We start from the raw sequence: 20480 nt of genomic DNA, 5'->3' as shown, positions 1-20480 counted from the left end.
CACGCACCGCAGTCCTCGCGATGTAAAGAAAACTTGACATAGTGAGCGCGGGGGTCGTACGCTCGACAATGTTAAAGATTCTATACATCAAAGCGAGGGGCCGACATGGGGTACGTCGAGAGAAACACCTGGTCACAACTGATTGCAAGCGCCGCGGGGACGGCCGTGTATCTCGCGCTCGTGCTGCCCCAGCTGGGGAGCACCCCGGTCGGTGAGATTGCCTGGCAGTGGCCCATGGTCTGGACGATCGGCGGGGCCATCGTGGTTTCGATCGTGATCAGCATCCTGTGGGGAATCGGCGCGGGAATGCGCGACCCCGACGAGGAACACCGTGCTGACCAGCGCGACCGGGAGATCGAGCACCTCGGTGACCGGGTGGGTCAGGCGTTCCTGGTCATCGGTGGGCTGGCAGCGCTCATCCTGGCGATGGTGCAGGCCGAGTGGTTCTGGATCGGCAATGCCGTCTTCTTCGGCTTCTTCCTCTCCGCTTTCATCGGCGGTATCGCCCGCATCGTCGTCTATCGGCGCGGGATGCCGTAATGGCTAAACCGACGAGAATCACCAATTCCATTCGCGCGACCCGTGAGGCTGCCGGGATGACCCAGGCCGAGGCGGCCCGACAGGTCGGTGTCACGCGGCAAACGCTCATCGCGATCGAGCAGAGCAAGTACTCCCCGTCGCTCGAGCTCGCCTTTCAGCTCGCGCGGCTGTTCGGGGTCGCGATCGACGACCTCTTCCAGTACCCAACGGATGCCCCGGACGGAGCGACAGCATGACAACGCCAGCGACCACGATGCGCGCCTGGCTCCAGCGCCGCTATGGCGGCCCCGAGGTCGTCGAACCCGCCCTGGTTCCGGTCCCCGCGCCAGGCGCTACTGACCTTCTCGTCCGCGTGCGAGCGTGCGGCATCCACGCCGGAGACGTGCGCCTGATGCGTGGCGATCCCTCGCTCGTGCGGCTGGCTTTCGGCATCCGTCGCCCTCGGGCTCGCACACGAGGGATGGATGTCGCGGGCACTGTCATCGCCGTCGGCTCGGGGTTCACGTCCTTTCGCCCTGGCGACGAGGTGGTGGCCGAGGTCGGTGTGGGCGGCGGCCTCGCCGAATACGCGATCATGCCCGCCGCTCGCGCGGTCAGCCGCCCGGCCGAAGTGTCTGCGCCCGTCGCCGCCGCGCTACCCGTATCGGGTGGCACGGCCTGGCAGGCGCTGGATGCCGCGCGCGTCGCTTCCGGCAGTCGCGTGCTCGTGCTCGGTGCGGCAGGAGGCGTGGGCACCTACGCAGTGCAGCTTGCTGCCCACCGCGGCGCCGAGGTGTGGGCGCTGGCCGGCGAGCGAGCGCTCGATCTGGTGACTGACCTCGGGGCCGGCCGCGCGTTCGACTACAGGCGGGTGCAGCCGGGCTCACCCGAGCTTCCCGCGGGATCCTTCGACGCGGTGATCGACATCGCCGGCACCGCCCCGCTCACCCAACTCCAGGGGCTGCTGCGGGACGGTGGCACCGTCGTGCTCGTCTCGGGCGCTGGGGGAAAGGTCCTCGGTCCGATGGGCCGGATGCTGAAAGCCGTCTTCGTGTCGCGGCGACGCCGCCGCATCCGTTCTCTCGCCGCCACTGCGAAACCTGAGATCCTGGCGCGGCTGCTGGAGCTGACCGGCGACGGCAGCATTCGTCCCGTGGTCCAGACGACCTACCCGTTCGACAAGGCACGCGACGCGCTCGCTCACGTGGATGCGGGACACGCCGTCGGCAAGGTGGTCGTCACTGTCGAGTGATCCGCTTCGGTCGGAGCGATCCGCTGTGGTCGGAGAGCTGCCGCGGATGCGTCCGACCGAGGCTTCAGCCTCCGACCGGGCCGGCGGGCTCTGGCGTGGGCTCGATCGCCGGCTGGTGCCAGTCCCGCGCATCGGGTTGCCCCTGCCGCATGTGGAGAGCCCGGTAGCGGCGGGGTGGCAGACCGAACTGGCGTGCGAAGGCGCGGCTGAACACGGCGGGATCGGCCAGTCCCCACCGCTCGGCAACCGTGCGGATCGGGGTGTCGCGGTATGCCGGATCGACCAGGTCGTTGCGGATCTGCTCGAGCCGGCGCTGGCGGATCAGCGCCGAGACCGTCGTTCCGTTGGCCGCGAAGACGCGCCGCACATACCGCGTCGAGACGAAGTGCGCCTGGGCCACGTCTTCGGCGCTCAGCCCGTCGTCGGCGAGGTGATCCTCAAGCCACAGTACGAACGCGTGGAACCGGGAAGTGACGGCTGCCGAACCCGGATGCCGAGAGTCGGCGATCACGGCGTGGGCGGCGGCGATGAGTGCGTCGGACACGTGAGCACCCGCGGCGAGGCTCGGCGGTACCGTGAGTCGCGACAACTCCTCGAGCAGTGCGCGTAGCAGGGGCGCCGAAGGCGTGGCCGACAGGTCGGTGGCGATCGCGTCGGCGAAATGACTGTGGCGCAGGGCGATCGATGCGGTCGGGATGCGCACGACCAGGAACTCGTGCGGGCCGTCGGCCGTGATCCGGTACCGCTGCGCTCCGGTGTAGAAGACGAACTGACCCGCCGACAGCGCCAGGGTGCGGGACTCCTGCGTGATGGTCAGGGAGCCCGCGTGCAGGTAGCCGAGAATCAGCCCGCGCCATTCGCGTGCGGTGGGCAGGGGCTCGACATCCACGGGGCCCCCCGTAATGTTGGCCACCTCGATCCGCCCGATCTGAAATCGGATGCCGAACTGCGGCAGGGCCTGCCCCTCGGGCGTGGAGACCAGGATCGCGTCGCTGGTGTCCTGTGCGCGATCGAACTTCTCTCCGTCGGGCTCGAGCCACCCGAACATGAGGGCCTCGCGGCGGCCACCGTCCGCATCCATCGCCGCGCCGCCTCTCATACTGTTCGCGCTGCAGCCTTCGATCCACGCGCGAGTCTCGCGAAGGCTACCGCGATCAGCAAGGCTGCACCATTGAAGACCTGTCCGACCCACGCGGGCGCGCCCGAGAGGGTCAGCCCGCTCACGAGGACCGCGATGAACAGCAGCCCGATGACGGTGCCCGGAACGGAGGGGCGCCCGACATGGATCACGATCGTGCCGAGAAGTACGGCCGTCAGAGCAGGGAAGAGCATCGTCATCCCGCTGTCGGAGGTTGCCGCGCCCTGCCGGGCAAGCAGCAGGATGCCGGCCACGGCCGCCGTCGTGCTGGAGGCGACGAACGAGAGCAGCTGCACGCGCCGCACATCGACTCCCAGGAGGTGTGTCGCGCGCGGGTTCGCCCCGACGGCGTAGAAGTGGCGTCCGAATGCCGTCTTGGACATCAGCCACCAGGCGGCTACCGCGATGACCGTCGCGACAACAGCGATGATCGGGACGCCACCGAGCGATCCTGACCCGATGACCGGCAGCAGCTCCGGGATGCCGTTGGTGATCTGAAGTCCGCCCGTATAGGCGAAGATCACGCCGCCGAGGAGAGTCGCGACCCCGAGCGTCGAGATGAACGGATTCACCTGGAGGTACGCGACCATCCACCCGAGGCCGGCGCCGATCCCGACGCCGAAGGCGAGCGCGGTGAGGATGCCGAGCCACAGCGGCCAGCCGTAGGTCGCGGTCGTTGCCGCCAGGAGCAAGCAGCTGGCCGACGCAACGGCGCCGACCGAGAAGTCGAAGAAGCCTGCTGCCAGGGGAAACAGCAGGGCGATCGCAACAATGAGGCCCACCGACTGATTCGCGACGAGGGTTTGTACGTTCAGGATGCTGCGAAACGCCGGTCCCGACGACGGCAGCACCGAGAACACGATGATCATGACCGCGACGAGGATGAGGAGCCCGTACTGCTCGATGGTGGTGCCGATCGAGCGCCGGGGCTTGTCGGGCGGAACCGGCAGCGTCGAGGTGGCGGGGATGGTCGAGGGGGGCATGGTGTCGGTCATGGCATTGCTCCGGGCTGGTCATCCGCCTGCTGCATTGCGGCGGTGAGGGTCTCGCGGCGCACCTGGGCACCGCTGAATCGGGTCGTCAAGCGTCCGTTGCGCAGGACGATGACGGTGTCGCACAGCTGCTCGAGCTCGTCGACATCGCTGGACACCACGATTGCCGCTGCGCCGGCGCTGACACTACGGCGGATGAGGCGGTGGATTTCGTCGCGGGCGACGGCGTCGACTCCCTGGGTTGGTTCGTCAAGCAGCAGGATGGCCGGCGCTCGCTGCATCCAGCGGGCAAGGATGACCTTCTGTTGATTGCCGCCCGAGAGGCTTGCGAGAGCCGATGCTGCGGAATCCGCGCGGACACGGAAGTCCCGCATGATGGCGGGGGCGGCGCGCCGCTGTGCGCGAGACGACAGTCCGTACCAGCGGCGGTGCGCGGGCGTGGGGATGGCTGCGAGGTTTTCCCAGATCGCGAACTCGGAGAACGCCGCTTCGCGCAGTCGATCCTCGGGCACGAGCGCGATGCCGGCAGCTACCGCATCCGCGGGGGATCGGAGAGTGCGCGGGACTCCGGCGATGTGGACGCTGCCCTGGGAGGGGAGGTCGCCGAACAGCGCTCGCAGCAGGGAGGTTCGTCCAGACCCGACGAGACCTGCGACGCCCACGATCTCGCCCCGATGGACGTCGAGGTCGATCCCGTCGAGCGGTCCGGCACTGAGCCCGCGCACCGCGAGGGCGACGGGGCTTTCGGGTGCCACGCCTGCGGGCGCGGACAGTCGGTCGGGCGCGTGCCCGGCGATCTCGGTGAGGATCCGATCTTCGTCGAACTCCTCGACGGGGCCGGATGCTGCGACCTTCCCGTCCCGCAGGATCGTGACATCGTCGGCAACCGCGAGCACCTCCCCGAGTCGGTGGGTGACGAACACGATTCCGTGGCCGGCTTCGCGCAGCCGCCGTAGCGAGGCGAGAAGCGCCTCGACTTCGGCGATCGGGAGGCTCGCGGTCGGCTCGTCCAAGATGAGGGTGAGCTCGGCCTCGTCGGAACCCCGCAGCGCCCGGGCGATCGCGACGCGGGTCCGGTCGCTGGGTCGAAGGGCACCCACCGGCATCCGTGGGTCGAAGGCGAGCCCGTGGCGGGCGAGTTCGCGGGCCGTGTCGGCGATGATCGCGCGATCGTCGATCCACAGGGGACGGGGGTAGCCTCCCGCGAGCGCGAAGTTCTCCGCGATGCTGAGTAGGTCGACAAGCCCCAGGTCCTGATGCACGAACCGCAGCCCGTGCGAGGCGGCATCCCCCGACGCGTAGTCGCGGGACGCGTACCGATGTCCGTGCACGACCAGGGTGCCGCCGGGATCGGCGGGAACGACCCCCGCGATCATCTTCAGCAGGGTCGACTTGCCCGATCCGTTGCCGCCGAGAAGTGCGTGGATTCTGCCCGGCGCGACAGTGAGCGAAACGTCACGAACCACGGTTGTCGCGTATGTCTTGGAGAGCCCGGTGACCCGGAGCACAGGCTCCGGGTCACCGCTTCCTCGCAGCAGAGCGGAGGCTGAGCTCACGACAGGCCCCAGAGCTCCGCGTAGCCGCTGCGGTAGTCCAGCGGACCGTCGTAGTTCTCACCCGCGGGTGGGAGGTTCGGCGACTCTGCATCCAACAGCGTCCAGCCGATCCCATCCTTGACCGCTTCCTGACCGCTGAAGAAGCGGTTGAGCTGGTCGGCCAACGACCACGCGGCGCGCCCATTCGAGATCGCGATGCAGGCTTGGATGCCATCCCCGTCGCGGATGTAACCGATCTCGTCCTGCGTGCACTCGCCGCCGAGGACGACGCGCCCGTCTGCAGCGTTGTTGGAGACGATCGACTGCTGGATGCCGCCGGCGAGCATGAAGCCGAGGTCGACGACGATCGCATTGGCATCCGTCGCCTGCAGCAGCCCGGTCTCGAACTTCTGGCGCATCTGTGCGATGTCCGCGGGGGTAATCGAGACGGTGTTCACGATCTCGCAGTCCGGGCACTTCTCAGCCAGCTCCTCTTCGAAGCCCTTGCTTAGGTAGTCGCCGATCGCGACGCCCTCGAAGGCGACATGGAGAACCTTCGCGTTCCCGCCGGTCTGTTCGATGATGTAGTCAGCGCGCAGGCGCCCGCTCTTCTCGAAGAAGTCGGCGACGCCGTCGATGCCCTCGCCGTATTGGACCTCGGTGTCGAACATCGCCTCGGACGCGCCCTGGCTCGGGTCGTCGCAGTCGAACGACGAAACGCCTGCGATCGCGATGCCGGCGGTCTTGGCTTCAGCGAGGGCCTGCTTGACCGGAGCGCAGTCGACGCTCAGCAGCACGATGCTGTCGGCGCCGGCCGCGACGCCCTGACGGATGCAGTTGGCCCAGCCGCTGTTGGCGTTGTTCTGTCCGTCGCATATCTCCGAGTCCCACCCGAGAGTGTCGGTGGCTGCGCTGAGCTGCTCGGCGAGGTAGGCCAGGCCGGGGACCATCTGGAAGGCCGAGACGATCCAGACGTCGTGGCCGGCCGATACCTCTGGGGACTCGGCGGGCAACGGGCCGGAGGTGCCCTCGTAGGCTGCCGCGACGGCGGCGCTGACATCGGTGGGGACCGCGCCGGCGGACTCCGTGGCCGAGGGTGTGTCGGTCGTTGTGGAACAGCCGCTCAGGATGAGGGCTGCGACGGCGGCGACGGCGGCGGATGCTGCGATCAGACCGCGCTTCTTTGCGTGGTGATGCAAGGACATAACGTGCTCCTTTGTCTTTCTCTGGTGGGTGGTGGGGTGGCTGTGTGTCACACCGGAACGTGCGAGAGATCGGGGCGGAGCTGCGTCCAGCCGAAGGCGGGCTCGACGGATGCCGCGAGGCGGATCAGAGTCGCTTCGTCGAAGGGCCCGCCGATCAGCTGTGCGCCGACGGGCAGCCCCGACGGGGACATGCCGACGGGAAGAGAGATCGCTGGCTGACCGGTGATGTTGGCGAAGGCTGTGAAGGCGATCATCCGGTTCTCTGTCTCACGCGGACCATCGAACTGCTCGTTGGCCTCGGCCAGGACCGTGCCCACCAGCGGCGGCAGGGTTGCCATGGTCGGCGTCAGCAGCACGTCGAAGTCGCGGCCCCACTGGGCGAGGATGTCGACGTTCTCGGCGTACAGGCGCGCCGCGGCGATCGCGTACTGGCCGGAGTGATGTCCGAGGGCGCGTTCCTTACGCGCGCGGATGTAAGGCTCGGCCAGGTCGGGGTTCTCGTACGGCGTCGCCCACAGCCACGCATTGATGATGACGTCGACGAATCCCATGACCGCCTCGAAGCTGTGCATCCGGGGCTGCACCGGCTCCACGTGATGGCCGAGGTGCTCCAGGGCTGCAGCGAGATCCCGCGTGGCGGCGACCGCGGCAGGGTCCACCGGCAGACCACTGGGGGTGTCGAGCACCAGTCCGACGCGCAGGCGCGGACCGTCATCATCGAGCTCGGTGACGAAGGGCCGCGCGGGTGCTGGAGCCACGTAGGGCAGGGTGTAGTCGGGAGCGCTGATCGCATCGAGGATCGCGGCGGTGTCGGCGACATGGCGGGTGATGACCCCCTCCACGATGGAGTGCTCCCACGTGGGAACTCGTGCGGGGACGCGGCCGCGGGAAGGCTTGAGCCCGACGAGCCCGGTGGCCGATGACGGCATCCGGATCGACCCGCCGCCGTCGGTGGCGTGGGCAACGGGAACGATGCCGGCCGCAACCGCCGCCGCGGCGCCGCCCGAGGAGCCCGCCGGCGAGTAGTCGAGATTCCAGGGATTGCGCGTGATGCCGAAGCGTTGGTTCTCGGTGACAGACATGGGGCCCGCCTCGGGGGAGTTCGAACGCCCGAACAGCACGAAACCTGCCTCGCGAAACCGATCCACGACCAGGTCGCTGACGGGGCGGGGCGCATCGCTGACACCGAGCGAGCCGAACGTGCCGGGCTGGCCGGCCACCCACGTGAGCTCCTTGATCGGCAGCGGCACACCGTGGAACGGGCCGACATCGTCACCAGCTCGGATAGCGGCATCCGCGGCATCCGCCGCAGCAAGCGCGTCGTCGTCGTTGCGCCAGATGAGCGCGTTGATCGCACCGTCCACCTCGTCGGCGCGCGCGATCGCCTGCTCCACGAGCTCGCGGGAGGTGAGCTCACCCGAACGGATCGCCTGCGCGAGATCGCGGGCAGATGCGTACATCGTCGTCACGGAGACTCCTTCGTTTCCTTGCGGCGCGCATCGCCGCGCGGTCCGTGAGAACGATGGTGAATGACCGGGGGCCTCCATAATTGACCATGAGGGACAGATAGTTGACTCAGCGATCCCACTTCGGTGACTTGCGGCATCCGACTTTGCCGCACCGGCGCGCTGGAAGCGTGGAGCTCACGCTCTCGGCCGATCGCGACGATCGTGCGACAATGGATGCCGGCGTGCCCGTGTCGCCGGCATCTTTCTGCTCCGTCGGGCCTCTGGACAGCGTCCGCCAGCCGCACTCTCTTGGAGAACGACGTGACGACTACGACGCCCGCAAACAATGCCCCAACGACTCGCACGGCTCAGCACCGCCGCTACCTGATGTGCCGTCCCGAGCACTTCACGGTCAGCTACACGATCAACCCGTGGATGGAGCCCGCGAAGCCCACCGACACCGCCAAGGCTGTCGCGCAGTGGCAGGTGCTCTACGACACCTATCTGCAGCTCGGGCACGAGGTCGAGCTGATCGACCCCGCCGAGGGGCTGCCCGACATGGTCTACACGGCCAACGGCGGCTTCATCATCGATGGCATTGCGTACGCGCCGAAGTTCCGCTTCGCCGAGCGTGCCGGCGAGGAGCGCCACTTCATCGAGTGGTTCCGTGCCGCAGGCTTCGAGACCGTCATCCCCGAGGAGGTCAACGAGGGCGAGGGTGACTTCCTGCTCGCGGGCAATGTCATCCTCGCGGGTACCGGGTTCCGGTCCACCGGCGACAGCCACCGCGAGGTCGGTGAGGTCTTCGGCAGAGAGGTCGTGTCGCTTACCCTCACCGATCCGCGTTTCTATCACCTCGACACCGCCATCTCGGTGCTCGATCCCGTCGTCGGTGCTGCCCAGGGCGGGCCGGATGCCGCGAACATCGCGTACCTGCCCGGCGCCTTCGATGAGGCAAGCCAGCAGGTCCTCGCCGAGCGCTTCCCCGACGCCATCCGCGTCTCGGATGCCGACGGTGCCGTGTTCGGGCTGAACTCGGCAAGCGACGGATACAACGTGTTCATTTCCCCCCGCGCTACCGGATTCGAGGCGCAGTTGCGCGAGCGCGGCTACAACCCGGTGCTCATCGACCTGTCCGAGCTCCTTCTCGGTGGCGGCGGCATCAAATGCTGCACGCTCGAGCTGCGCGCGAAGCGGGAGTCGGTATGAGCGCCGACCAGATCTCCGTCGACACGACCACGCTCGAGATCATCCGGGCAGAAGACGAGCACCTCGCCCACAACTACCATCCCCTGCCGGTCGTGATCTCCCGCGGCGAAGGGGTCTGGGTGACGGATGTCGAGGGCAAGCGCTACCTCGACCTGCTGTCGGCCTACTCGGCGCTGAACTTTGGCCACGGGCATCCGGCTCTGCTTGCCGTTGCCCGGGAGCAGCTTAACCGCCTGACGCTCACGAGCCGCGCGTACCACAACGACAAGCTCGGGACCTTCGCGGCAGCGCTCGCGAAGCTCGCCGGCAAAGACATGGTGCTTCCGATGAACACCGGCGCCGAGGCTGTCGAGACCGGCATCAAGGTCGCGCGCGCGTGGGGTTATCGGGTCAAGGGCATCCCCGCGGATGCCGCACGTGTGATCGTCGCGGGCGGGAACTTCCACGGCCGCACCATCACGATCGTCGGGTTCTCTGATGACCCCTCGGCGCGGGACGCCTTCGGGCCCTACAGTGGCGGCTTCGCGCAGGTTCCGTTCGGGGACGCCGCCGCCATCGAGGCAGCCATCGACGAGAACACTGCGGCGGTTCTTCTCGAGCCGATCCAGGGTGAAGCAGGCGTCATCGTGCCGCCGGATGGCTACCTGCGCGCGGTCCGCGAGATCTGCGATCGCCACAACGTGCTGCTGATCGCCGATGAGATCCAGGCTGGGCTTGGCCGGGTGGGCGAGACCTTCGCGTGCGACCGCGAGGGTGTCGTCCCCGACATCTATCTGCTCGGCAAGGCGCTCGGCGGCGGCATCCTGCCCCTGTCGGCTGTCGTGGCGAACGCTGACGTCCTGGGCGTCATCCGACCGGGCGAGCACGGCTCTACCTTCGGGGGCAACCCGCTTGCCGCCGCGATCGGTGAGCGCGTCGTCGAGATGCTCTCGACGGGTGAGTTCCAGGAGCGGGCGCGCGCACTCGGGGAGCACCTCGCATCGCGCCTCGCGGACCTCGTCGGGCACGGGGTCACCGCCGTTCGCGTCGCCGGTCTCTGGGCGGGCATCGACATCGATCCGCGGGTCGGTACCGGCCGTGAGGTGGCCGAGCGGCTCCTGGCCCGCGGTGTGCTCGTCAAGGACACGCACGGTCAGACGATCCGGATCGCGCCGCCTCTGGTCATCCGCGCCACCGAAATCGACTGGGCGGTCGAGCAGCTGAAGCACGTCCTCGCCGCCTGACTGGACGGACCGATCAGGCGACGTTGGCGATGATCGTGTGCCAGCCGGTCGCGCCGTCGGGTGCGGGAGGGGCCTGATCGGATGTCTGCGTTTCGCCGTTCACGTTCGTGGCGCGGCACCGGATGGTGTGTTGGCCGGCATCCGTCGCGTTCCACGGGATGCTCCACTGCACCCAGGTGTCGTCCGAGATCGCGGTAGCGAGCTCTGCCTGCTGCCACGGGCCGTCGTCGATCTTCACCTCGACACCGGCTACCCCGACGTGCTGCTGCCATGCGACACCGGCGATGACAGTCTCGCCGGCCGGCACGGTCACGCCCGACCGGGGGACGTCGATGCGCGACTGCAGCTTGATGGGGCCGAGCGCCGACCAGCCGCGCGGGGTCCAGTAACCCTCGGCCTGATCGAACCGGGTGACCTCGAGATCGACGACCCACTTGGTTGCCGAGACGTAGCCGTACAGGCCCGGCACGACCATCCGCACCGGGAATCCGTGCTCGGGTGGCAGGGGCTCGCCGTTCATGCCGATCGCGAGGATCGCGTTGCGGTCATCGGTCAGCGCTTCCAGCGGCGTCCCGGCCGTGAACCCATCGACCGAGGTCGACAGCACCATGTCGGCATCCGCCGTCGGGCGCGCCCTGGCGAGCAATTCGCGGATCGGATAGCCGAGCCACACGGCATTGCCGATGAGGTCGCCGCCCACGTTGTTGGAGACGCAGGTCAGGGTCGTCGTGCTCTCCTCTAGCGGCAGCGCGAGCAGCTCATCCCACGTCAGTTCGACTTCTTCCTCGACCATGCCGTGGATGCGCAGACTCCACGTCGCCGGATCGACCTGAGGAACGACGAGCGCCGTGTCGATGCGGTAGAAGTCGGCGTTCGAGGTGATGAGGGGCGAGATCCCCTCGATGTCGAGCTCGGCGCCCGCTGGGATCGGCGGTGCCGTTGTGGCGGGGGCCGGCAGCTTCAGCGCCTCCCGAACGGTCGTCACGGCGCGGGCGCCACCGCGGGCGAGGTTCCCGGCTACGCCCGCGATGACGCCCACAGCTGTAGCGCCGCCCATCCAGACGAGTGCCTGGCGGCGACTCGGCCGGGTGTCGGCATCCGTGTCGGCAGTGTCGTCATCGCGAACCGTGCTGCGTTGCACCAGACCGATGAGGTACCGCAGCGCCACGACCGAGATGATGCCCGCAATGACGGAGGGGAGCCATGCGATGCCGCTGGCGTCGCTGCGCGTGAGGGCCACGACAGCGCCCACGAGGCCGAACGCGCCGAGGATGGCTAGGCCCCACGGGGGCCTGCGCAGCTGCAGAACGCCGGCAAAGCTGGCCAGCAGCACAAGGACGATCCCGATGCCTGTCAGTAGCGCGATCTTGTCGTTCGTGCCGAACAGGGCGATCGCAAGATCCTTGCCCCACGGCGGGGCGGCATCGATGATCGCTCCGCCGATGACGGCGAACGGGCTCGATGCCGGAGCGAGGAGGGCCGCTGACAGTTCCCCCAGGCCCGCGCCGAGGATCGCCGCGGCGGCTCCTGCGAGAGCGGCGACGGCGGTGTCTTGCCTGTGTCGGGTGTCACCCACGTCCCCGAGGCTAACCGCGTTCGCAGGGGGTAAGGCCCGTTCGTAAGGAATCCGAAAGAAGGAAACATCCGTGCAACACGGCCGCGACTAGGCTCAACCCATGGGTGACCTGTTCGACGGATACGGCTCCACCGCATCGACGCGGAAGACCTCGTCGGGCGTCCCGCCGTTCGATGAGATGTTCGCGTCGGCGCCGGCCAAGGATGGCTCGGCCGAGTCGCGACGGGCGTACCGAGAGCTGTATCAGGCGCTCGCGCAGATGACCCAGGAGGAGTTGCGCGGCCGCACGGAGTCGCTGGCAAGCTCCTACCTCGCGCAGGGCGTCACCTTCGACTTCGCCGGCGAAGAGCGCCCGTTCCCGCTGGATGCCGTGCCCCGCGTCATCCCCTACGACGAGTGGTCGCGCGTGGAGGCGGGAGTCTCGCAGCGTGTTCGCGCCCTGGAAGCGTTCCTCGACGACGCTTACGGCCGTCAGCACTGCGTCCGCGACGGTGTGCTGCCCGCGGCGCTGATCGCGTCGTCGCAGTACTACTACCGGCAGGCGGCCGGGATCCACAGCGCCAACGGCGTCCGTATCCAGGTGTCGGGGATCGACCTGATCCGTGATGAGCACGGCGAGATGCGGGTGCTCGAAGACAACGTTCGCGTGCCATCCGGCGTGAGCTATGTCATCTCGAACCGGCGCGTCATGGCGCAGACGCTCCCCGAGCTGTTCGTCTCCATGCGGGTGCGCCCGGTCGGCGACTACCCCAACAAGTTGCTGGCGGCCCTGCGGGCCTCCGCGCCGCCCGGAATCGAAGACCCCAATGTCGTCGTCCTCACTCCCGGCGTCTACAACTCGGCGTACTTCGAGCACACACTGCTGGCCCGGCTCATGGGCGTCGAGCTCGTCGAGGGTCGGGATCTCGTCTGCATCGGCGGCAAGGTCTTCATGCGCACCACCCGCGGACCGCAGCGCGTCGACGTCATCTACCGGCGGGTCGACGACGACTTCCTTGACCCGCTGCAGTTCCGCGCCGACTCGATGCTCGGAGCTCCGGGCCTGCTGCTGGCGGCTCGCCTGGGCAACGTCACGATCGCCAACGCCGTGGGCAACGGCGTCGCCGACGACAAACTGCTCTACACCTACGTGCCCGACCTCATCCGCTACTACCTCGCGGAAGAGCCGATCCTCAAAAACGTCGACACCTGGCGCCTCGAGGACCCGAACGCTCTTGAGGAGGTTCTCGACCGGCTGGACGAGCTCGTCGTCAAGCCGGTCGACGGCTCCGGCGGCAAGGGTCTGGTGGTCGGCCCGGATGCCTCGCCTGCCGAGCTCGAGAAGCTCCGCAAGCGCCTGCTTGCCGACCCCCGCGGCTGGATCGCGCAGCCGGTCGTCATGCTCTCGACCATCCCGACTCTCGTTGAGGACGGTGTGCGGCCACGGCACGCAGACCTGCGTCCGTTCGCCGTCAACAACGGCGACGAGGTGTGGGTGCTCCCGGGCGGTCTCACCCGCGTGGCGCTTCCCGAAGGACAGCTTGTCGTCAACTCGAGCCAGGGCGGCGGATCGAAGGACACCTGGATCGTCGGAGGCGACGCGCCGACCCACGTCGAGTATGGGCAGGGTCACGGGCTTGCCGGGCTCGTCGCCGATCAGGCGTCCGTCACCGAGGCGATCCCGATCGTCTATCCCGAGCAGACCGAGCCGACGCACTCGCCGCAGGATCGTCCCCGGACGCACACCGAACAGCAGGAGCAACAGCAGCAGCAGGCTGAGGGCGGTGCGTCATGCTGAGCCGCATTGCCGAGAGCCTCTTCTGGATCGGTCGCTACATCGAGCGCTCCGACGGCACCGCCCGGATCCTGGACGTGCATCTGCAGCTGCTGCTGGAAGATCCGTGGATCGACGAAGACACTGCGTGTCGGTCGCTCTTGAGTGTCATGGGATCCGTTCCACCGGATGGACTGGAGTTCGTCGGGCGTGACGATGTCCTGCAGCGGCTCGCCGTCGACCGGATGAACCCGTCGAGCATCGCCTACTCGGTGGCATCCGCCCGCGAAAACGCACGTCGGGCGCGTGAGATCGTCTCGACCGAACTCTGGGAGTGCCTGAACACCACCAACTCCCGGATGCCGCGGCGCCTGCAGACCGACAAGGTGCACGACTTCTTCCAGTGGGCGCGCGAACGCGCAGCGCTCGCGGTGGGAATCGTCGACTCCTCGACGAGCCGTGACGAGTCGTGGCAGTTCTTCACGCTCGGCCGCAGCATCGAGCGCGCAGACATGACCGCGCGGCTGCTCGCCACGCGATCCCTGACCGAGGCATCCGGCCCGTCGTGGACGACGATTCTGCGCTCGTGCGGCGCATACGAGGCGTACCTGCGCACCTACCGGGGCATCCCGAGTGCGCGTAACGCCGCCGAGTTCCTGCTCTTGGACCGCCTCTTCCCGCGCTCGATCATCTACTCGATCCAGCAGGCGGAGGCGTGCATGTCGGCCATCGACCCGCGGGCCGACAGGGTCGGACACTCCAACAGTGTGCTGCGCGCGCTCGGACGGATTCGCAACGAGCTCGAGTACAAGCCCGTGGCCGACATCCTCAGCGACCTTCCCGAAGAGATGGAGCGCGTGCAGGTCGTCACCCGCGAGGCATCGGAGGCGATCCGCCAGCGCTTCTTCCCGACGCAGGCCGAGCCGAGCTGGATCGGAGAGATCTCATGAAGCGCCTGCGCATCGAACACCAGACGGCCTTCGCTTACCAAGGGGATGTCTCGGCGTCCTACAACGAGGCGCGGATGCTGCCAGGTTCCACCGACAGTCAGTTCGTGCTGAGCGCATCGCTCGACATCGAACCGTCGACCTCGGTCAATCAGTACGTCGACTACTTCGGCACGCGCGTGACCTCGTTCGACATCCTCTCCCCTCACGCCTCACTGACCCTCACCGCGCGGTCCCTCGTGGAGGTGCGCCCGCGTCCGATCGAGCACACCGACATCACCTGGGATCAGCTCCGCCGGGAGGCGGCTCGTTCGGTCGAGGTCGTCGAGCAGCTCGGCCAGACCTCACGCACCAAGCCTCATCCGGAGGTGGCCGAGATCGCCCGGGCGATTGCCGCGCAACACGATCAGCCCGGCCAGGCAGCCCACGCCATCGCGATGGCGATCGGGGATGCCGTCGAGTACGTCCACGGTGTGACCGGCGTGCATTCCACCGGGGCAGAGGCCTGGGAGGCGCGCAAGGGCGTCTGTCAGGACATCGCGCACATCGTGCTGGGCGCGCTCCGAGAGGTGGGCATCCCCGCGCGCTACGTTTCGGGATACTTGCACCCGAACGTGAACGCCGAAGTCGGCGTTCCGGTCGAGGGCGAGTCGCACGCCTGGGTCGAGTGGTTCGCGGGATCGTGGGAGGGCTTCGACCCGACGAACAACACCGAGATCGGAGACCGCCACGTTCTGGTTGGACGCGGCCGCGACTACAACGACGTGCCGCCGGTGCGGGGCGTCTATGCGGGACCGTTCAAGAGCGACATGTCGGTGAAGGTGACGATCACCCGCGAGGCGTGAACCCCGCGGGTGATCTGGCCCGCGTCAGTGTGCGAGAGCGGGCGCCTCGGTCGATTCGGTGTGGAAGGCGCTTGCCACCGAGAAGCGCTTCCGTCGGAACAGGAACGCCGCGATGATCGCGCCGCCCGCGAAGAACGCCGCGCTCCACCAGTACGCGACCGTGTAGCTGTGCACAGCTGCGTCAGCGAGCACGGCATCGGATGCCGGCTGGTTGGCGGCGACATAGTCGGCCAAGGCCGTCGCGGCGAGGGTGTTCAGGAGCGCGGTTCCGATGGAGCCGCCGACTTGCTGGCTGGTGTTGACCATGGCCGAGGAGACGCCGGCGTACCGGCGGTCGACCCCGAGAGTTGCGGTCTGGATCGCAGCGGGCATGATCGTTCCCATACCGAAGCCGAGGGTGAGCAGGGCTGGGAGGGCGTCGAGGTAGGCGCTGTCGACATCGAGTCGGGTGAACAGCATCATCGCGGTGGCAGCCAGCAGCATCCCCGCGGGCACGAGGATCTTCGGCCCGAGCCGCGGCAGCAGCAGGTTCGTGCTGAGCTGCGCGGCGATGACGAGCATCACGATCATCGGGAGGAAGGCGAACCCGGTCTGCATCGGGGTGTAGGCGAGCGACAGCTGGAAGTAGTAGGTCACGAAGAGGAAGACCCCGAACATTCCCGCGCCGGTGATCATGACCGACAGGAAGGATGCGCCGCGGTTGCGGTCGACGACCACGGGAAGCGGGAGCAGCGGATGCCGTGTCACGCGCTGCCAGATCACGAACGCGACCAGGAGCACGGCCGAAGCGACCAGTGACCCCCAGGTCAGCGGGGCATCCCACCCGTCCGACTCGGCGCGGGAGAAGCCGAAGACGAGGGCGAACAGTCCGGCAGATGCCAAGAGGGTGCCGGGGATGTCGAGGTGGGGGCGCGGACCCTGCCGGGATGCTGCGGGAACGAACACGAGAGCGAGGACGAAGGCGATCGCCGCGAAGAAGACGTTGATCGTGAGGTTCCACCGCCAGTCGAACTGCTCGGTAAGGAAGCCACCGAGCAGGAGGCCCACAGCACCTCCGGCGCCGGCGATCGCGCCGAAGACGCCGAACGCGCGGGATCGCTCGCGCGGAATCGTGAAGGTCGTCGTCAACACGGCAAGGGCGGTCGGTGCCAGCAGCGCCGCGAACACACCCTGCAGCGCGCGAGCGGCGACGAGCATCTCGAACGACACGGCAAGACCGCCCAGCAACGAGGCAGCCGCGAATCCGACCAGTCCGATGAGGAAGGCCAGCTTGCGGCCGATGAGGTCGGAGAGGCGGCCGCCCAGCAGCAGGAGGCTGCCGAAGGCGAGGGAGTAGGCGGTCACCACCCACTGGCGGTCACCGTCCGAGAATCCGAGGTCGGCTTGCGCGGCGGGCAGCGCGATGTTCACGACCGTCGCATCGAGCACCACCATGAGCTGGGCGATGGCCACGGTGCCGAGCGTCCACCAGCGGCGCGTGGCGGGGGTTGTCGGTGAAGAGATGTCGGGAGTCGTCACGGCGTCAGAGTATACGAAACCGAGGAGTATCGGAAATGAATAGTTTCTGAAGTAGACTGGCGGTGTTCGACAACCAGGGAGTGCGATGGATCCGCAGGCGACGCAGCCGGCAGCCGCCGGGGCACGGCTGGGACGCCCCCGGGACGCGTCTCGCGACACCGACATCCTCGAAGCGACGATCGAGGTTCTCGCCGAGCAGGGCTTCGACGGGATGACGATCGACATGGTCGCGGCGAGGGCGGGGGCGGGCAAGGCGACGGTTTACCGACGGTGGCCGTCGAAGGCCGACCTCGTGATCGACGCCGTGGCATGCATGAAGAAACGGGACCTCGACCCCGCGCAACTGCCCGACACAGGAACGCTGCGTGGTGACCTCATCGCCTTGGTGAGAGCGCCGTCGGCTGCCGATGCCGATCGGAAGATGCATGTCATGGGGGGGATCCTCTCGCTGATGTCCCGGGAGCCCGAGCTGGCGCGCACCGCCTATGCGGCGATTCTGCAACCGCGCATCACGGCGAACCGCATTCTGCTGGAGCGCGCGCGAGACCGCGGAGAGACCCGCCCCGACATCGACGTCGACCGCCTCGCTGCCCTCATGCCCGCGATGTCGTCGTTTCGTACGCTCGCGCAGCGCGAGCCGATCACACGCGAGTTTCTCATCTCGCTCATCGACGATGTGTTGCTCCCCGCGGCCGGCGTCGTCAGGGCAGCGGTGTGACGGTCTCTGACACTGCGTGACGGTCTCTGACACTGCGTGACGGTGCGTGACTCTTCGTGACGGTGCGTGTCGTGCTGAGTATTCAGGATGCTGTCGAGCCTCTAGCGTCGCGGCATGACAACTCTTACCCCGACCTCTGATGACCTTGCTACCGAGCGTGCGTCGCGCCTGGATGCTGCGGCATCCGCGTGGGGAGCACGGATCGACGCCGACCGCACCGCGTCCCATCTCACCTATCGCGTCCGCGGCACCGGCGAGGGAGCCGTTGCGACCCGCATCCGTGCTGGCGGACATGAATTCGTGATCGACGAACCTGCCGCCCTCGCCGGTGACGATGCAGCCGCCAGCCCCGTCGAGTACGCGCTCGGCGCGATCGCCGCATGTCAGGTTGTCGTATTCCGCCTTTACGCCCACGCGCTCGGCATCCCGCTGGATCACATCGAGGTGACTGCCGAAGGTGACCTCGACGCCGCGCGACTGTTCGGAAAGGACGAGACCGTGCGCCCCGGCTTCTCTGCGGTGCGCGTCGCGATCGACGTGAGCGGCACAGCCAGCGCCGCCGACTACGAGCGTCTGCGCCAGGTCGTCGACGCGCACTGTCCTGTGCTCGACCTCTTCGCCAACCCCACGCCGGTCACGACATCCGTCACCGTGCGCTGATCGACCTCCTCAGGACTCGGCCCGGTCGACCTGTTCTCGCAGGTCTTCCGGGTCGAGGTTTGCCTGGGCGAACTCGGGGGTGCGGGGGAGCTCAAGATGCAGATCCGTGCCCACGCACACCTGCACCCGGCCGTGCAGCATGACGTGATCGAGCACGTGTCCGCCGCTGCGGCGCTCATCGAGCAGCACGTGGGCGTGGTAGCCAGGAACTGACAGGCCTTCCTCGAACGCCGGCGTTCGAAATCCCACGACAGTGCCTGATACGTCGGTGAACTCCGTCACCTTCTGCTCGGCAGTCGCCTGCACGAGTGGGCGGTAGGGCTGCTGCTGGACATGAACGGCACGCACCGTCATCCGCTCATAGACGCCGTCGACCCGCACCGCGTACATGTAGTTCGCCGAGCCGAGCTTCTCGTCGATGAGCGCGGTGACCTCTGCCCGGGTGTGCCGCCCGGTGATCTCGAAACTCAGGTGTGGCTCGAAGCGCGTCACGACGGCGTACGGCACCCCTTCGCCATCGGCGGCCACCGTCGCCGTACCGTCGTCGCGGATGCGGTAGCAGGTGTCGTCGAGAAGGATGAGCTCGCCGTCGAGGCCTTCGAAGGTGCCGATTCCGAAGTCACCGCGGCGGCGAAGGCTGCCGACGGTGGTTTCGCCATCATAGACACCGTCGAGCAGCGCCGCGATGACGCTCGTCTGGTGGATCGTGTGGCGTGAGGTCATCACTGTTCGAGGCTATCGGCGGGAGGTGCCGCTGGTGTGGGTTGCGGCGCGCAGCTACCGCGCTCGCGAAGATCCGTAGACTCGCGGCGTGACCGTGAAACGGCGCATTGTGATCGCGCCCGACAGCTTCAAGGGGTCGGTATCGGCGCGGCGTGCAGCTGACGCGTTGGCGCGGGGCTGGGGCCGGGCAAGGCCCGACGATGAGGTGATCGTTCGTCCGATGGCTGACGGCGGCGAAGGGACGCTCGACGCGTTCTTGGCGGCGATCCCCGGCGCCACGCTGCGGCCGATGCGGGCGACAGGCGCTGACGGTGAGCGCCATGACAGCGCGTGGGTGCTCGTGCCTCCGGAGGGTTCGTGGGGCGGCGCTACCGCGGTCATCGAGTTGGCGTCGACCTCGGGAATCGAAGCGCTACAGGGTCGTCTGCGTCCCTGGGATGCTGACACCACGGGGGTGGGCGAGGCGATCGTCGATGCGCTGCGAGCCGGCGTATCCCGCATCATGGTCGGTCTCGGTTCGAGTGCCTCCACGGACGGCGGGGCCGGGATCCTCCGCGCCCTGGGTGCACGCATCCTTGATGCGGATGGCGAGCCGATCGCGCCGGGCCTTCGCGGCCTCAGGGATGTCGCGAGCGTCGACCTGTCAGGGCTCGCCTCCCTGCCCTCGGGCGGCGTGATGGTGCTCGCCGACGTCGATACTCCGCTGTGCGGTCCTCGGGGCGCTGCCGCTGTCTTTGGCCCTCAGAAGGGTCTGCGTGACCACGAGATCGCCGAGGCTGATGCGGCGCTCGCGGCGTGGGCTGCGAAGATGGGGACGCCGCCGGACGTGCCGGGCGCGGGAGCCGCCGGTGGAGCCGGGTTCGCTATGCACGTCTGGGGTGCGAAGATCGTGTCCGGCGCCCGCTATGTGGCCGAACTCATCGGACTGCCCAGGCTCCTTACGCCCGACACGATCGTGGTCACGGGTGAAGGCGCCTACGATCAGGCGACAACGGCCGGGAAGGTGCCGGAGGTCGTCGCCCGGCTGGCGCAACGCACCGGAGCACGTGCGGCGCTTGTCGCGGGCCGCGTCGACGGCGCTGCCGACACTCACGCATTCGCTGCGGCACTCTCGCTCACCGAAATTGCGGGGGATCCGGCTGCCGCGTTGGCCAGTCCGGAGCGCTACCTCGAGGCCGCTGGATCCGTGCTCGCGTCACGGCTTGCGGAGCCGGCCTGA

Annotated in this window: 19 protein-coding genes; 11 read left to right on the top strand and 8 right to left on the bottom strand. The window is 68.1% G+C overall.

The annotated features are described in order from the left end of the window. Nucleotides 1–105: 105 nt before the first annotated feature. The 3 genes from AB0O89_RS02670 to AB0O89_RS02660 are packed head-to-tail and all read left to right on the top strand — an operon-like array spanning nucleotide 106 to nucleotide 1771. The gene (locus AB0O89_RS02670; RefSeq protein ID WP_363493905.1) at nucleotides 106–540 is read left to right on the top strand and encodes a hypothetical protein; all 435 of its coding nucleotides are present in this window, start codon (nucleotides 106–108) and stop codon (nucleotides 538–540) included. Next, nucleotides 540–776, top strand: coding sequence for a helix-turn-helix transcriptional regulator (locus AB0O89_RS02665; RefSeq protein WP_363493903.1), 237 nt, complete (start codon nucleotides 540–542; stop codon nucleotides 774–776). The genes AB0O89_RS02670 and AB0O89_RS02665 overlap by 1 nt, the downstream gene beginning before the upstream one ends. Further along, the gene (locus tag AB0O89_RS02660) at nucleotides 773–1771 is read left to right on the top strand and encodes an NAD(P)-dependent alcohol dehydrogenase (protein ID WP_363493901.1); all 999 of its coding nucleotides are present in this window, start codon (nucleotides 773–775) and stop codon (nucleotides 1769–1771) included. Before AB0O89_RS02665 ends, AB0O89_RS02660 begins: the two co-directional genes overlap by 4 nt. 64 nt (nucleotides 1772–1835) lie before the next feature. On the opposite strand, the gene AB0O89_RS02655 is transcribed toward AB0O89_RS02660, so the two are convergent. Genes AB0O89_RS02655 through AB0O89_RS02635 form a run of 5 tightly spaced genes read right to left on the bottom strand, consistent with a single transcriptional unit; the run spans nucleotide 1836 to nucleotide 8101 of the window. Beyond that, nucleotides 1836–2852 carry a helix-turn-helix domain-containing protein gene (locus AB0O89_RS02655; RefSeq protein WP_363493899.1) on the bottom strand — a complete coding sequence of 339 codons (1017 nt, stop codon included), beginning with the start codon at nucleotides 2850–2852 and terminating at the stop codon, nucleotides 1836–1838. Nucleotides 2853–2866: 14 nt separating this feature from the next. Beyond that, the gene (locus tag AB0O89_RS02650) at nucleotides 2867–3904 is read right to left on the bottom strand and encodes an ABC transporter permease (RefSeq protein WP_363493897.1); all 1038 of its coding nucleotides are present in this window, start codon (nucleotides 3902–3904) and stop codon (nucleotides 2867–2869) included. Next, nucleotides 3901–5457, bottom strand: a complete 1557-nt coding sequence (locus AB0O89_RS02645) for a sugar ABC transporter ATP-binding protein (RefSeq protein ID WP_363493895.1) — start codon at nucleotides 5455–5457, stop codon at nucleotides 3901–3903. Before AB0O89_RS02645 ends, AB0O89_RS02650 begins: the two co-directional genes overlap by 4 nt. Next, nucleotides 5454–6641 (bottom strand): substrate-binding domain-containing protein, encoded by a 1188-nt coding sequence (locus AB0O89_RS02640; protein ID WP_363493893.1) that lies wholly within the window; start codon nucleotides 6639–6641, stop codon nucleotides 5454–5456. The genes AB0O89_RS02645 and AB0O89_RS02640 overlap by 4 nt, the downstream gene beginning before the upstream one ends. 47 nt (nucleotides 6642–6688) lie before the next feature. Continuing rightward, a complete protein-coding gene (locus AB0O89_RS02635; RefSeq protein ID WP_363494142.1) occupies nucleotides 6689–8101 on the bottom strand; it encodes an amidase in 1413 nt (470 codons plus the stop codon). A 309-nt stretch (nucleotides 8102–8410) separates the two neighbouring features. On the opposite strand from AB0O89_RS02635, the gene ddaH reads away from it, so the two are divergent. Next, a complete protein-coding gene (gene ddaH, locus AB0O89_RS02630; protein WP_363493891.1) occupies nucleotides 8411–9298 on the top strand; it encodes a dimethylargininase in 888 nt (295 codons plus the stop codon). Beyond that, nucleotides 9295–10521, top strand: a complete 1227-nt coding sequence (gene rocD, locus AB0O89_RS02625) for an ornithine--oxo-acid transaminase (RefSeq protein ID WP_363493889.1) — start codon at nucleotides 9295–9297, stop codon at nucleotides 10519–10521. The genes ddaH and rocD overlap by 4 nt, the downstream gene beginning before the upstream one ends. 13 nt (nucleotides 10522–10534) lie before the next feature. Here the strand turns inward: rocD and AB0O89_RS02620 are convergent, their stop codons facing one another. After that, nucleotides 10535–12097: a molybdopterin-dependent oxidoreductase gene (locus AB0O89_RS02620; RefSeq protein WP_363493887.1), complete on the bottom strand. Its 1563-nt coding sequence runs from the start codon at nucleotides 12095–12097 to the stop codon at nucleotides 10535–10537. 100 nt (nucleotides 12098–12197) lie between these two features. On the opposite strand from AB0O89_RS02620, the gene AB0O89_RS02615 reads away from it, so the two are divergent. From AB0O89_RS02615 to AB0O89_RS02605, 3 genes are read left to right on the top strand one after another with little or no spacing between them, the layout of a single operon-like run. Continuing rightward, complete coding sequence (locus AB0O89_RS02615) at nucleotides 12198–13874, top strand: circularly permuted type 2 ATP-grasp protein (protein ID WP_363493885.1); 1677 nt, start codon at nucleotides 12198–12200, stop codon at nucleotides 13872–13874. Then, nucleotides 13868–14800: an alpha-E domain-containing protein gene (locus tag AB0O89_RS02610; RefSeq protein WP_292707575.1), complete on the top strand. Its 933-nt coding sequence runs from the start codon at nucleotides 13868–13870 to the stop codon at nucleotides 14798–14800. Before AB0O89_RS02615 ends, AB0O89_RS02610 begins: the two co-directional genes overlap by 7 nt. Continuing rightward, a complete protein-coding gene (locus AB0O89_RS02605) occupies nucleotides 14797–15642 on the top strand; it encodes a transglutaminase family protein (protein WP_292707577.1) in 846 nt (281 codons plus the stop codon). Before AB0O89_RS02610 ends, AB0O89_RS02605 begins: the two co-directional genes overlap by 4 nt. 24 nt (nucleotides 15643–15666) lie before the next feature. Here AB0O89_RS02605 and AB0O89_RS02600 read toward each other — a convergent pair whose 3' ends face one another. After that, on the bottom strand, nucleotides 15667–17160 hold the full coding sequence (locus AB0O89_RS02600; protein WP_363493882.1) for an MFS transporter: 1494 nt from the start codon (nucleotides 17158–17160) through the stop codon (nucleotides 15667–15669). A gap of 85 nt (nucleotides 17161–17245) precedes the next feature. On the opposite strand from AB0O89_RS02600, the gene AB0O89_RS02595 reads away from it, so the two are divergent. Together AB0O89_RS02595 and AB0O89_RS02590 are read left to right on the top strand one after the other, a co-directional pair. Further along, nucleotides 17246–17878, top strand: a complete 633-nt coding sequence (locus AB0O89_RS02595) for a TetR/AcrR family transcriptional regulator (RefSeq protein ID WP_363493880.1) — start codon at nucleotides 17246–17248, stop codon at nucleotides 17876–17878. Between the two features lie 114 nt (nucleotides 17879–17992). Then, nucleotides 17993–18538: an OsmC family protein gene (locus tag AB0O89_RS02590; RefSeq protein ID WP_363493878.1), complete on the top strand. Its 546-nt coding sequence runs from the start codon at nucleotides 17993–17995 to the stop codon at nucleotides 18536–18538. Between the two features lie 9 nt (nucleotides 18539–18547). Here the strand turns inward: AB0O89_RS02590 and budA are convergent, their stop codons facing one another. Next, complete coding sequence (gene budA, locus AB0O89_RS02585) at nucleotides 18548–19261, bottom strand: acetolactate decarboxylase (protein WP_292707826.1); 714 nt, start codon at nucleotides 19259–19261, stop codon at nucleotides 18548–18550. Between the two features lie 88 nt (nucleotides 19262–19349). On the opposite strand from budA, the gene AB0O89_RS02580 reads away from it, so the two are divergent. Beyond that, nucleotides 19350–20480: a glycerate kinase gene (locus AB0O89_RS02580; RefSeq protein ID WP_363493876.1), complete on the top strand. Its 1131-nt coding sequence runs from the start codon at nucleotides 19350–19352 to the stop codon at nucleotides 20478–20480.

Source organism: Microbacterium sp. NPDC076895 (genome assembly GCF_040687115.1).
Taxonomy (GTDB): Bacteria; Actinomycetota; Actinomycetes; order Actinomycetales; family Microbacteriaceae; genus Microbacterium.
Note: the sequence above shows the minus strand (reverse complement) of the source record. Positions and strands in the feature narration are given on the sequence as shown.